This window comes from Flavivirga aquimarina, assembly GCF_030540835.1.
Taxonomy (GTDB): Bacteria; Bacteroidota; Bacteroidia; order Flavobacteriales; family Flavobacteriaceae; genus Flavivirga; species Flavivirga aquimarina.
On record NZ_JAUOEK010000152.1, the window covers coordinates 1 to 14360 of the forward strand.

The following is a 14360-nucleotide window of genomic DNA, read 5'->3' on the forward strand; positions in this document are numbered from 1 at the left end:
CTACGAAGAATTCTGTAATTTTATCTCTAAGCATAAAGGTTGTTTTTTGAGGTTAAACTAAAATTTGACACTTTAATTTACTCAAAATCAGCCTTTTTTGCTAATAAATCTTGCATTAATTCTTATCCAAGATTCACGTTATATTAAGGTCTAAATGTATTTGATGCGTATTAATTCAAAAAAGACAATTACATGTTACTTAGTAATTCGCAGCATTAATTTTCCCATTTTTTTTCCAAGCCATATTTGTGCTTCACTATTAAAATGAGTATTATCTTTTAATGTTTTTAGCTTGTTTGTATTTATTATAAACACATTTTTATCTGCTTTTGCTACTTTATCTTGAGCTTCTTGAACAACCTCTGTAAAATCAAAATTCCAAGGTGTTTTTTTTAAAAGAGACTTGGAAATCCGCCCCATAACAATTGGTAAATCTTCTTTTTTTGTTTGTTTCCTCACATCTGCAAAAAGTAATTTCAAATTCTTTTCATAAGCACTAGCCCATTCTATAGTTTCTGCATCAGATTCTCCTTGCATCCATAGCATACCACAAATCTCATAAGCAATGCCTTTTTCTTTTAAATTTTTAACTGCACGATCTAAATTTTTAAGCAATCTGGAATACATAGGTTGCTCTGGCAGCCAATGTTTCCATAGCTTAGTGCCACCTCCTGATGTTTTTACTACTGCAATTGTGTGGTTAGGATTTTTTTTTGAAAGTAAATGGGTGAAAGCTATTTCTGGTCCGAATTTATATTTTCTTCTTTCGGCAAAAGAATCGGTTCCTAAAACCACCCATTTTTCTTTTTTATTATCCCAAGTTATAATATTTTCAGGGTGTGTTTGGTATTCCAGCGGAAGCTCTTCAGACAAACCACAACCATCCATATTAGATTGACCTCCTAATAGAAATATTTTTACCGGTCTGGAAATTTCGATTTGCGAGATACCTGTACTTGTTACGCAAACAAGTACTAGGAATATAAGCCATTGCTTTTTAATTTTCATACTTAAAACTCTAGTAACAGAATTATATTTGTTTAGTTCAACCTAACATCTACAACTGTGGTATCATTATATTTTTTTTGTAATTCCAACAATTGTGCATACATGGTTTGAGTAATCCCTCCATACCCCTTTTTTCCATATAAATTATTGATTTCACCTGGGTCTTCTTCCAAATCGTATAGTTCCCACTGGTCTATATTATTATAAAAGTGAACCAATTTATGTTTATCTGTTCTAACACCGTAGTGTCTTTTAACATCATGAGGTCCGGGATATTCATAATAATGATAATACAAAGCATCTCGCCATGCACTACCCTTTTCTTCTTTTAATAAAGGCAGTAATGATTTTCCTTGCATATCTTGAGGAATCTTAGCACCAGCTAATTCTAAAATAGTAGGTGCATAATCTATATTTTGTACTAATTTATTAACAGTTCCTTTTTTAATTTTAGACGGCAACTTCATTACTAAAGGTGTACGAAATGACTCTTCATATATAAAACGTTTGTCGAACCAACCATGTTCCCCTAAATAGAAGCCTTGATCTGATGTATAAACTACTAAGGTGTTTTCTGCCAGCCCATTTTCTTCTAAATAATCTAAAACCTCCCCTACACTATCATCTACAGAGGCTATACATCTTAAATAATCTTCTAAATAACGTTGATAACTCCATTCTAATAATTCTTTTCCTGTAAGCTTAGCCTCTTTATAGGCATCTATTTCTTTTTTGTATGCTTTGTCCCAGGCAGCTCTTTGCTCCGGATTCATACGATTCATTTGATTCTCAAAGTATTTTCGCAAAGGCCCTTCTATCTCGCCTTCTTTATCAAGCATCTTTAAATCATTTACAGGGCAAAAGTCTTTCATGTGCATTCTTTGACTTGCAGCTGCTGTACGCCCCTCATAGTCATCATAAAAACTATCAGGAATTGGAAACTTTACATCATTGTATTTATCTAAATATTTTATATCGGGCATCCAACATCTATGAGGTGCTTTATGATGCATTAAAAGTGCAAAAGGTTTTGTTGTATCTCTCTTTTTCAACCAGTCTAAACTATAATCAGTAATCAAACTAGTAACATATCCTTCTTTTCTTGATTTCTGCCCCATTTCAATAAAATCTGGATTATAGTAATCTCCCTGTCCTGGTAAAATATTCCAATAATCAAAACCTGTAGGGTCGCTCCCCAAATGCCATTTCCCTATCATAGCTGTTTGGTAGCCTACTTGTCGCAACATCTTAGGAAAGGTTGGTTGGCTTCCATCAAATTGCTCTCCATTGTTACGCTGTCCATTAAGATGTGAAAACTTACCTGTAAGCATAACTGCTCTACTTGGTGAACAGATAGAATTGGTTACAAAGCTTCTTGTAAACTTGACACCTTCGTTTGCTATTCTATCGATATTAGGTGTTTGGTTCAACTTACCATTGTAACAGCTCATGGCTTGGTAACCATGATCATCCGTCATGATATAAATTATATTGGGTTGCTGTGCTTTCTTTTCTTTCTCAGGCTGCTTACATGACGTAAAGAAACCTGCAAACAATACTGCGATGTATATGGAAAATAGTCTTTTTTTATTCATTATAAAAAGGTGAATGTTAGTTACTAAGTACGCAAACAGAAATGCGGGTTAAAGACTTTTTCTACAACTCTTTAATCTTAATATTTTTGAACCATATTTTACTCCCATGGTCTTGCAATCCAATAAATCCTGTTTTTGATTTTCCATAAGCTGGAAAGTTCTTCCATTTACCTTTTGCGACTTTAGAGTCCCATTCATCATTCCAAGCTGTAAACTCTACAATCTTTTTTCCGTTAAGGTAATGGGTTACTTTACCTTTATTAAAGACTATTCTCGAACTATTCCAAGTATTAATTGGGTTTAGATTTTTTTGAGTAGAATCTGCTGGTGTCATGGCATAATCTGCTCCTGTTGAATTGTACGGTGTTACCCCGCCTGGAAACCCCAAATCATCAATAATTTGGTATTCAGGACCCGAAAAATACGTAGCCTCCAACTCCGGAGCTTCAACTATGTGATATAATATCCCACTGTTTCCTTCTGGTGCTAATTTCCATTCTAACTTAAGATCAAAATTATCATATTTATCGGTTGTTATAATATCTCCCATTATATCGCCTCCAGCTCCAATAGTCATTAAAGTTCCTTCTTCTACTTTCCAGGCTACAGGCATATCATTAGTTTTATAACCTCTCCAACCATTAGTTGTTTTTCCATCAAATAATAATTTCCAGCCGTCTTCTTTTTCCTGTTTAGTTAAAACATTGTCTTGAGCGGTATTTGTATTACATCCCATTAGAAAAATACAGCTTATGATTAATAGAATTAAAAAATTACGGTTTTTGATTAAATTTTTCATTAGATTTTTATTAAAAGTTTATTCGAATTTTAGGTCAACTGAAGAAAGCCATTTTCGTCGAAGATACTCTTCAATTCCTTTTCTTTCCCAATTTGTAAGTGCTCTATTTATAAATATCATTTCGGCTACAGATGCTTCCCATAAACCCTCTACTCTACTGAAAGGTATATTGGATTTCGATTCTAATTCTACAGTAAGAATACAATAATCCATAGGGTTAGCTGTTGTAAAAGGATCTATTTTCTTACCATTAAGATACACCTTGCCATTTTTGGTTTTTTCATCAATTGTATCTTCATCAAAAATCGCTTTTTTAGAGTCCTTGCTTTTTCCTATAATACCGTTCAACGCTCTATATGGACTTGCTCCGGGAAAAGACATAGAGCTTTCTTTATAAACTAATATGATGGTTTGATAATCTACAACCTTTTCTTTCATCACAGACACCCATACATGATCTAAAGCCGCAACTCCTTTACCATTTATTTTATTAGGTTCGTACTTAACAAATATGCTATTGGGCGTGTTACGCGATTTATCTTTCCATGTTTTAACTGGGCCTCTTTCGGGCGCAATCACATCTGTTTTTCTATCTCCATTTATGTCGCTGGCATCAAACCAAAGGAGCATACTTTCTCTTTCTAATTCTAATGGGTTTATGGCAACTTTTCTTTTATCTGCAATGTCACCTACCGCAAAACCAATTCTATTTACACTCTCTGCTTTTGTTAAATTATTTTTTGCAGATACATAGTAATTACCTTTAGTTTTAGGAGAAAATGTATTACCGGTATGTATTGGGAATTCATAGGCTTCTCCTTTATAGGCATTAGCATCTTCTGTATACCATTTGTAAATATAATCTTTTAAGGGGTTTACTATTTTCAATGTCTGTGCATCAACTGTATCTAATTCTATATTGTTTATTTCAAATGGATAAACTTCTGGAATGGCAACCATACCCTGTCTCACATTTTTATTAGCATCAGTAACCACAAAACTATAATTATCTGGCGATAGGTTTATCCTTTCTTTTTTACTAACTGGCACTGTCTTAACTGTTGAGGGTACTCTAATGTAATCTATATTGGGTAATGACTGACCGTTAGAAACTAGTGTTATCTTGTTATAACCTTCTTTTAAATAAACATTAATGACTGATGAATCCCAACCCGTATATAAGGGACGTGTTTGATTAAAGCGCATAGATTCGTTTTCCAGCACCTCATTGATTGAAATTTGTGCATAAGAACCTTTCATTAAAATACCTCCATAAATAACTTCTACCGGATATATTCCGCTGTTTGCTACCTCAACATTCCATGAAACTTTGCCTTCTTGATTTTTAAAATGTACAAATGAATTATTACTGGCACTTAGAATGGTTTTTATTTCATAATCTGATATTTCGAATGTAGCATTTTCGGCTTCGTAAATTTGATTAGCTCCATAGTTAAATTTAGCATTTTTCCATTGTACATGGTAAGGTGGAGTTCCTCCTGTAAATTGCAACGCTACTGCTCCATTATTCTTCTTAATTTCTGAAGCTTTAATAGTTGTTATAATTTCTATTGCTTCATCTTTTTTCTTAGCTTTAGTGGTCTTATTTTTTTCTAAACGACTCTTATAGATCGTATAATGGGCTTTTGCTTTTCTATATTCACTATCAATCACTGTTAAATCGTATATACCTACCCCGGCATCTTTCAATATGTCATCGGTACCCCCGGTAGACCACATATAATTATAGGGAGGCTTCCCTCCTGTAATAGTTGGTTTAATTGTATTAGACGTCTCTGATTTTTTATCTTTTTGTTTTGCGTCTAATGTTACTACCAACTTTTTAGCATTAGATGTCGGTGATGTATTTGAAATATTCCAAGTAACTTCAAATTTAGGAAACTTGGCATACGGTGGATCGGGTCTTATATAACTTGTTTCATCTGTAATGGAACAAGTTAATTTATATTGGGATATCGCTCCAAATTCAACATCTATTTCGTCTATATTGGTTGCTATTATTTTTCCATTTAAAATCCATCTAACTACCTGCGTATTTGGTTGTGGTGTAATATGATCTACTGCAAAATGTAATTTGGTCTTTCCATCTATATTAATCGAAGTATTGCTAGGACTTATATGATTAATAGGGTTTACCAAATCGTATACTCTCATAGACACTCGCTGGTCGCATACTGGGCACATTTCTTCGGTATTATCAAACACCCCTGCCCCCATAATACAACCTTGTGCTGTTGGCCGGAAATAATTAATTAAATGGTATTGATTTCCTTCAAAAGCACCCACTTTGTCTAAATATTCTTGTTCGTATGGTGTTGGTAGTGGTGTTGTTGGTTCTATCCACTTTTTCCATTTTATTTTATCGCGTTCATGCTCAATATCGGAAGCATATGTAGGAAACGCACTTGTCCCAGTGGCTACTGCTGTGTATTCATCGCCAAGGCTCATACATGTATGTGAGATTTCATGTAGCATTTTCCCTATTCCATTACCTGCTATAACAGCTGTTCCATATCTTTTTTCCAGGTTTCTGGCAGCTCCACCGCCTCCTTTATCTCTATTAGGCATCACTAAAAAAGTAACCCATCCTTTGTGTTCATCTTTCCAAGGTAAAAACAACTTATCGCGAATTGCATCTACTGCTTGAACATCTATACCTTTTTTCCATTCTGGAACATCTGGAACCCATAGTCCGTATACATTAAAAAACTCTTTATAGTTTGCATAGGCTGTTTTTGCTCGCTCATCTCCATAAGTTAAAGCTGCTACTAATGAATTATTGATATCTTTAATAAATTCATCTCTCATAGCCGGTGAATTATAAGGCTCACTCTCAGATGATGTCCATTGGTTCATAATAACCACATTGATTCTGTTATCCTTATCCCCTGTTATTTGAATAGGTATTAACTCAGATTTTTCAATTAATGCATCAATCTCCTTTTCACTCCATATTTTTTTGGGATATTTTCGATTTTGAGAAAACATTAAAGACACTATTCCCAGAAATAGAAAACATACTACAAACCGCTTACTCATTGTATTAATATTTTGTATTAAAACACTTTCTTAATATTGATAATTCCTAATTTTTAGGACAAAAACAGTTGATAAAAATACGTTTTAAAAGGCTTTTATAGAATACAAAATTATCTATGTAGTATAGTATATTTACAAATTACTATTATTCTATAATTCTTTGCGTCATTAGTTTATTTATCACCGAATCACATTTATGAGCATAGGATACTATTTTATCTGCATACTTTTTATCTAATGCCAGGTTATTCGTTTCATAAAAATCTTCTTTATGATTATATAATTCTACATATTCTGGATTAGCTTCGTACCTTATGTATTTCCATGTTTCATCTCTAAAACACTCTGTCTTTGGCAATAAAGAAACGCCTTCTCTTTGATGTTCGAAAAAAGCTGACTGACGCCAATCTTCAATATCTTTATTATAAAAAGTTGCAAGACTTTCTCCTTGATAAACTTTTGGGATGTCTATCCCTGCATATTCCAATATAGTTGGTGCGATATCAAGATTTAGCACCATCTCATCAAAAGTTTTCGCCTTTGATGGTTCAGACTCTCTTGGGTCATAAATTACTAACGGCACACGTAGCGATTGTTCGTGCATTAACCATTTGCCAGAAAACCCTCTTTCTCCAATATAATAACCATTATCACCCATAAAAATAATTACTGTGTTATCTGCTAAGCCTTCTTCTTTTAATGTCTTTCTTATTCTTCCTATAACACTGTCTACCGTACTAATCATCCTATAATATCCTTTCACCATTTTTTGGTATTTGTCGGGTGTATCATAACGCCAATACCATCTTTTCCTGTTCATAGTTTGCTTCATAAATTCGGGCAAGGCATCAAAAAAAGCTGGATCTGCAGTAAGGGGGGTAGGAATTTCATCGTCAACATAAAGACTGTCTACATATTTAGGCCAAAAGTATTGCTCCTCGGCACTATCGTCTGCATGGGGAGACCAAAATGATAGTGATAGACAAAAGGGTTTATCATTATCAGATTTTATAAAGTCTATAGCATGATTTCCATGAATATCTGCAAGATGTACTTCTTTTCCATCTTCTTCTATTAAATATGGCCAACGTGTTTTTATACAAGTATCAAATAAAGAATCTTCAATGCCTTTATTCACTTTTACTCCAAATTTACCTATCATACCTGTTCTATAACCTGATTTTTTTAGTAAATATGGATAACTTTTATACATATAGCCATTATTTAAACTTGGCTTTCCGAAATTAAAGTCATGTGTTCTTTCGTATAACCCTGTAAATATGGTAGCTCTACTTGCTGTACATATGGGTGTTGTTACGAAAGCGTTTTTAAAATACAGACCGGTACTGGCAAGTTCATCCATATTGGGAGTTTTAATTATGGTATTACCTGCATACCCTAAAGCATCCCATCGTTGATCGTCTGTGAGAATAAAAATTATATTTGGTCTTTCTTTTTCTTTAATCTCCTTTTCTTGATAGCTTTTATTTTTACACGCTAATACAAGTCCTGCCAATAGAAAAAAAACTATTATATTTTTCATAATTTTATTTATTTAAACCTGAGTATTTATTGAAAATATATTAATCAAAGAGTATCACTTTTTGTTTATAATTGTCTTTTAACAGCCTGTCGGGTACAGATGCTACATAATCTTTTATTTTTGGTTCTTCTCCTTTTCCTATATAATTTACATATATACATTCTGTACTAAAGGTTTTGCTACTTCCTTTTAATTTAAAATAGGTTTCAAAACATGTCGTACCTGCTTTTAGATTAAGCTCAAACTTTACTGTTTTCATATCATTAGTTACGGTAGCTGTTTTGTAAATATTCCCAACATTTAAATGAACATTTTCAATGTCTACTTCTTGGTCACCACGCCTGTTTTCTACTATCCTTTTTTCCGATTCCTGAGGCCAACGATTCAAATTCACTTCATATTTTCCATCTCGTGCCACATTAACGACCCATATTTTTTTTCCATTGCGAGTATGGGCATCGTGAGCATATAGGCTTACTGGGTTTTCGTATGGTGTTCCAATATATATTTTGGCATATTTATCAAAATCTACAGAAACATCTTCCCACCAGTTCTCATACCTATGATATAAATCCTTAACGATATTTGGATGTTGTTTAACGACATTTGTTTTTTGTTCTGGATCGGTTTTTATATTATACAATTCGTCTGTTTCCCTTTTAACAAGTCGCCATTGCTCTGTTAAAACTTGATATTCTTTATCTTTTACAGGGTATTCAACACGTTGGTTATGTATAAACAACGTCCTGTCATCCAACCATTCTTTATTTGATCCATCTAGAAGCGGCGTTAAATTTCTGCCATCTATTTTAAGTGTGTCATCAATATTTAACTTGCATAAATCAATTAAGGTTGGCATAACATCAATGTGTGCTGTTAGTACATCTATATCTTTACCTCCTTTTATATTACCCTTAGGCCAACGAATAAAAAACGGTACATGTTGCGCATTTTCATATCCCCATATTTTACCTCCTCGCATACCACTACTATACCCTTCTTTAACTAAACCTGTTTCAAAATCAATAACGATACCCCCAAACCATGGACAAGGCCCATTATCCGTCATAAAAATGACAATGGTATTTTCCTCTAATCCCATATTCTTAACTTCTTTAAACAAAACTCCTATATCTTCATCAATCTTACTTATCATTCCATAATAGCTAGCTAGACGCCCAGAAACCTGTTTTTTATAAGGCTCTATATACTTTTCATCTACTAAAAGTGGTGCATGTGGTAAATTTGTAGATATGTAACAAAAAAATGGTTTGTCTTTGTTTTTTTTGATATAATTTATTGCTTCACCAAACCATACTGTATTGCAATACCCATCGTACTTTTTAAATACTCCTTTATGTTTATAAGTATCGTCATCATAATTATTCCCCCAATAGTCGGGGTTCTGCCCAATACCGCCACCACCATGTACAATAGCTTCTTTAAAACCGCGATCTATGGGCCGAAAGGGATAATTTTCCCCTAAGTGCCATTTTCCAAATACTGCTGTTTCGTAACCATTATCCTTAAATAGTTCTGGCATGGTTACCATGCCTTCTTTTAATAAAGATCGACCTCCTATAGTATGCCAAACACCTGCACGGGCAGAATAATTTCCTGTTAGTAAAGCAGATCTGGTAGGTGAACATGATGGATCTACATGAAAGTCTGTAAAACGAATACTCTTTCTGTAAAACTCATCTATTATTGGTGTTTTTACATACGGGTTTCCGTGACAACTAAGGTCTCCGTACCCTTGATCGTCAGTCATAATAATAATGACATTAGGCTTCTTGGTATCTACATTTGATACAGTTGTTTTATGTTCTTCCTTACAACTAAAAAAGACAAAACATAAAGCCACTATTACTTTAAGGTTTGTCTTTTTCATTTGCTATTAATAAATTTAATTAAACCAATATTACATTGATAGGATACTTGAGGTTAAGCTAACCTTTTACTTAGAAAATTATCTTAATTCTAAATTCATGATTTTATTTAAAATTAATGCAACTGCACCTATGGATGTCGCTTGATCACCATGTGTTGCTGGTAAAATTTGCACTTTTAAGTTTGACTGGAGCAAATATTTCTTCTTCTTTTCTTCTATTAATTTAAACAATAAACCTTCATTTAAAGAAATTCCTCCTCCAATATAAACTGTTTCCGGATTTAATAAATTAGCTATAACACCAATACCTTTACACAAATACTCAGCAATTTTATCAAAAATTTCAAGAGATGTTTTATCTCCTTTTAATGCTGCATTGGCTACAAGCTCTGCCGTAATCAAGTCTTTATTTCCTCCCGACAGTTCTTTTAACATTTCTGACCTGTTATTTTCTAATTCCTGAATTCCTAATGATGCAATTCTGTGTCCAGACGCCAAAGCTTCTAAACATCCATACATACCACATTTACATTGAACATCGCTATCGGGATCGACAGAAATATGACCAAATTCTCCAGCAAACCCATTATATCCTTTTAACAAATTACCTTCTGCTACAATACCTGATGCAATTCCATAGCCAATATTTATAACCACAAAATTTTTCTGATTTTCACGTATTCCCATTTTCAATTCACCCAAAGCCATTAAACGTGTTGAATTGTCATAGAAAAACGGTAAATCCAATCGTTTATCTAACTCTTTTCTTAAATCTATGTTCGACCAACCAAAATCGGGTGAAGATTCAATAATTCCTGTTTCACTATTCACAAGACCCGCAACGCCTATACCTATACCCCAAATTTTCTCATCAGGTCCTTTTCTTTTTCGAAGCTTAGCTACAATTGCCACTATTTTTTCAACAATACTTTCAAAGCCTTTTTCCAGTTCGGTTGGTACTTGTATCTCTGAAATAAAATTGGCGTTTAAATCAACCAAACAGCCTCTTATGTAAGTAGCTCCTAAATCGATACCTATAACATGATTGCTTGTGTTTTTAAACTTAACGATTAACGGAGGCCTCCCACCGCTTGAATCACCTAATCCTAGTCTTTCGACCAGTTTATCATTAAGAATTAAATCATTTACTATTCTTGTAATGGTTGGTGGTGTTAATCCGGATTTCTTGGCTATGGCAGATCGGCTAATTTCATTTTCATGCTTTATAAGCTTTAAAATAACTTTTTTATTTTCAAGATGTAAAAGCCCAATATCCATCTTATCATATTCTTTTCTCATAATCCATTATTACTTTTTAAATATATTAAAATAACTTTCATAAAGCAACACAATTTTAAAAATTATAAATTGACTAATGATAGTTTTATTAATTATATTAAAAACACATATTTAACTATTATTTATTGAGATATTATATTTTCATTTAATACATAAACAGAAAAATTATTTTACAACTATTTTTCCGCTATGAAAGTAAGCTTTTTTCTGTTTTTATTATGATTTCTGATGTAAAATATCCTAAAAAACTAAATTCACGCACAGTAGTTAAGAACCTATAAAGCAAACATTTACTCTTCGAGTGCTTAGACAAACTACTATAATCTGACTCTAAAAGCTTAAACACTTCTACTTCTTTTTCTTTCGAAATATTTAAACAAATATCTAACAAAATTTCACATGTATCAACTGAAACTTCGGAAGCTTCTTTGTTAAATTTTTGCTCAAATTTCTTTAAAAATTCATTCAAACCCAGTTTAATTTCTTTTTGCTTTTGAATTGTTAAAACATTAGCACACATTTTATCTACAAATTGGGTAAGGTTTAAATCTTTACCCCCTACTATTGATGTTCTTGGCAAAAAGACATCCACCAAACAATCAATTAAGTATATTTCTGTTTTATCAAAAAAAACGGAAACCTCAGCAACCTTATTATCAGAACAAGATTCAAGAAAGCCTATTATTGTTGATGTAGACACGGTTAATCCGAGTGTTGCTAGTATATTTTTAATTGCTATTCTTCTGTCCATAACTATATTGTTTTAGACTTCATTTGATTAACTGCATGATCAACAGCCCTCGCTGTTAAAGCCATATATGTTAATGATGGGTTTTGATTTCCGGATGATGTCATACAGGCACCATCTGTAACATAAACATTTGGCACAGCATGAATTTGATTGTATTTATTCAACACAGATGTTTTTGGATCGTGCCCCATACGAGCTGTACCCATTTCATGAATGGCATGCCCTGGATAAAATGACGCTACATCATCATAACCTTTTACATTCTCAAAACCTGCCAACGTTAACATCTTTATAGCTTCTTGCTTTATATCCTTTCTCATTTGTATTTCATTTTCTTTGAAATCTGCATCAAAAGTAATCGTAGGCAAGCCCCATTCATCTGTGTTTTTATAGTCAAGGGTCATTTTATTTTCGTGATATGGCAAGCACTCACCAAAACCTGTCATTCCTACCCGCCAAGACCCCTGCTTTAAAAGATCGTCTTTAATAGCTCCTCCATAACTCAGCTCTTTAATTGCTCTTCTCCAATCTGTCCTACTAGCACTTCCCTGAAACGAATAGCCTCTTAAAAATTTAGACTTATTGTTTTCTTCCAGATTTCTAAATCTTGGAATATGGAAGCTTGCAGGCCTGTTCCCTATATAGTCTTTATCTTTAAACTTATTAGTTGTTCCTGTTGCTCCAACCCTGAAATGATGATCCATTAGGTTATGTCCTAATTCACCGCTATCATTCCCTAGTCCGTTAGGGAACCTGTCTGATTTTGACTGTAATAAAATACTGGTGGTAGCAATTGCCGAGGCACAACAAAAAATTACATTTGCTGAATATTCGACCTTTTCCTTTGTTATTGCATCTATTATTTTAACCCCTGTTGCTTTTTTACTGTAATCATCATATACTATTTCATAGACTATTGAATTTGTCCTTAAGGTCATATTCCCTGTTCTCTCTGCTGCTGGTAAAGTAGAAGAATTACTGCTAAAATAAGCCCCTAAAGGACACCCTCTCATACATCTATTTCTGTTTATACAATTTGCTCTCCCCAAATGATTCGCATCTCCAGTTAAATTAGCAAACCTACCAATTGTTAAATAACGGTTTTTATAATGTTTAGAAATTTCACTACGAAAATATTTTTCTACCGGGTTTAATTCCATAGGAGGAGAAAAATAACCATCTGGCAAATGTGACAACCCTAAGTTTTCACCGCAAACTCCTATGAATTTTTCAACTTTTGTATACCAATCTGCAATATCTGCATATCGAATTGGCCAATCAACACCAACGCCTTCTTTTTTATTAGCCTCAAAGTCTAAATCACTCATTCTCAAAGCTTGTCTTCCCCATGTTATAGACTTACCTCCTAAATGATATCCCCTAATCCAATCAAAACGCTTGGTTTCGTTATATGGATGCTTCAAGTCGTCTACAAACCAGTGCTTTGTGATTTTTGAAGTAACAAAACCTGTTCTGTTTTGTTTTTTTTGCCGTTGTATTTCATTGTTACTGGCTTTTCCTCTATACTCAAACTCCCAAATATCCTTATTAGCGGTTGGATAGTCCTCTACATGTTTAACCATTCTACCCCGTTCTAAAACCAGTGTTTTTAATCCTTTTTCACATAATTCTTTAGCTGCCCATCCTCCGGAAATTCCAGTTCCAATAACTATGGCATCATATTTTTTGTTTAAACTGCTAACAATCATTTCAATATTTATAGTTAAATACTAAACAAGCAAAACTAACTTTGTAATACTTATTTAAAAACAAATCTAAAGAAATATTACTTTAATAAGGATGTTTTTTTATAATAAAAACACCTTCTCTTTAAAAAGTTATTGGGTCTAAAAATAATTAGGTTGATTTGCTATTACTCTTCTTACTTTTTAAGTACCGAAAGGTTTGTTAGCCGAGATTAGTTGTGAATTCTGTTTTTATAAAGATTTAAGCACATAAAACCTTTCGAATTATATAGTTCACAAGGTTTTTTAGTTCTCTTTTTTTTAAATATCTCTATAATCCAATATTCCGCAACAACTCTAAAATATCTAGATGGGTAAGAAAAAAATAATTGTACTTGCACAAATTGCGGCTCTGTCTCATTAATTCTTTCTCTTAGAATACCTTTAGTTTAGCCTAAGATAAAAATCAATGTTAACGCAACATTTTTGTTTAATCTAAAAGTAAAAACATGAAATTTAGAGAAGTCTTAGGGATAGATGTTAATAAAAAGACATTGGACATTTATTTGCATTGTTCGTCCAAACACAAGGTTTTCGCCAATGACTGTCAAGGTTATCTTTTATTATATGATAATCACATTTATAGACAACATGACTAAGTTTCTTATATTTGTTTATAATACAAATATAGGCATAGCCTTAAGAACATGACCACCTGCATAGCAGGTG

9 protein-coding genes are annotated in these 14360 nt (G+C 33.1%); all 9 read right to left on the minus strand.

What is annotated here, in order from left to right:
• Positions 1–195 precede the first annotated feature (195 nt).
• The 9 genes from Q4Q35_RS16075 to Q4Q35_RS16115 all read right to left on the minus strand — a co-directional run bounded on the left by Q4Q35_RS16075 (position 196) and on the right by Q4Q35_RS16115 (position 13655).
• A complete protein-coding gene (locus Q4Q35_RS16075; RefSeq protein ID WP_303279032.1) occupies positions 196–1008 on the minus strand; it encodes a sialate O-acetylesterase in 813 nt (270 codons plus the stop codon).
• 32 nt (positions 1009–1040) lie between these two features.
• A complete protein-coding gene (locus tag Q4Q35_RS16080; RefSeq protein WP_303279033.1) occupies positions 1041–2603 on the minus strand; it encodes a sulfatase family protein in 1563 nt (520 codons plus the stop codon).
• A 61-nt stretch (positions 2604–2664) separates the two neighbouring features.
• Positions 2665–3402, minus strand: a complete 738-nt coding sequence (locus Q4Q35_RS16085; RefSeq protein WP_303279034.1) for a 3-keto-disaccharide hydrolase — start codon at positions 3400–3402, stop codon at positions 2665–2667.
• An 18-nt stretch (positions 3403–3420) separates the two neighbouring features.
• Entirely contained in the window at positions 3421–6462 is a 3042-nt protein-coding gene (locus Q4Q35_RS16090; protein WP_303279035.1) for a M64 family metallopeptidase, read from the minus strand.
• Positions 6463–6607: 145 nt separating this feature from the next.
• Positions 6608–8005, minus strand: coding sequence for a sulfatase family protein (locus Q4Q35_RS16095; RefSeq protein ID WP_303279036.1), 1398 nt, complete (start codon positions 8003–8005; stop codon positions 6608–6610).
• A 40-nt stretch (positions 8006–8045) separates the two neighbouring features.
• Positions 8046–9896: an arylsulfatase gene (locus Q4Q35_RS16100; protein ID WP_303279037.1), complete on the minus strand. Its 1851-nt coding sequence runs from the start codon at positions 9894–9896 to the stop codon at positions 8046–8048.
• Between the two features lie 78 nt (positions 9897–9974).
• A complete protein-coding gene (locus Q4Q35_RS16105; RefSeq protein WP_303279038.1) occupies positions 9975–11195 on the minus strand; it encodes an ROK family transcriptional regulator in 1221 nt (406 codons plus the stop codon).
• 187 nt (positions 11196–11382) lie between these two features.
• Positions 11383–11946, minus strand: coding sequence for a gluconate 2-dehydrogenase subunit 3 family protein (locus Q4Q35_RS16110; protein ID WP_303279039.1), 564 nt, complete (start codon positions 11944–11946; stop codon positions 11383–11385).
• 2 nt (positions 11947–11948) lie between these two features.
• On the minus strand, positions 11949–13655 hold the full coding sequence (locus tag Q4Q35_RS16115) for a GMC oxidoreductase (RefSeq protein WP_437439755.1): 1707 nt from the start codon (positions 13653–13655) through the stop codon (positions 11949–11951).
• Positions 13656–14360 lie beyond the last annotated feature (705 nt).

What these genes read in the sequence shown, in the direction of transcription:
- Q4Q35_RS16080 (WP_303279033.1), bottom strand. Translation starts at nt 2,603, where the DNA reads ATGAATAAAAAAAGACTATTTTCCATATACATCGCAGTATTGTTTGCA.
- Q4Q35_RS16090 (WP_303279035.1), bottom strand. Translation starts at nt 6,462, where the DNA reads ATGAGTAAGCGGTTTGTAGTATGTTTTCTATTTCTGGGAATAGTGTCT.
- Q4Q35_RS16115 (WP_437439755.1), bottom strand. Translation starts at nt 13,655, where the DNA reads ATGATTGTTAGCAGTTTAAACAAAAAATATGATGCCATAGTTATTGGA.
- Q4Q35_RS16085 (WP_303279034.1), bottom strand. Translation starts at nt 3,402, where the DNA reads ATGAAAAATTTAATCAAAAACCGTAATTTTTTAATTCTATTAATCATA.
- Q4Q35_RS16075 (WP_303279032.1), bottom strand. Translation starts at nt 1,008, where the DNA reads ATGAAAATTAAAAAGCAATGGCTTATATTCCTAGTACTTGTTTGCGTA.
- Q4Q35_RS16105 (WP_303279038.1), bottom strand. Translation starts at nt 11,195, where the DNA reads ATGAGAAAAGAATATGATAAGATGGATATTGGGCTTTTACATCTTGAA.
- Q4Q35_RS16100 (WP_303279037.1), bottom strand. Translation starts at nt 9,896, where the DNA reads ATGAAAAAGACAAACCTTAAAGTAATAGTGGCTTTATGTTTTGTCTTT.
- Q4Q35_RS16110 (WP_303279039.1), bottom strand. Translation starts at nt 11,946, where the DNA reads ATGGACAGAAGAATAGCAATTAAAAATATACTAGCAACACTCGGATTA.
- Q4Q35_RS16095 (WP_303279036.1), bottom strand. Translation starts at nt 8,005, where the DNA reads ATGAAAAATATAATAGTTTTTTTTCTATTGGCAGGACTTGTATTAGCG.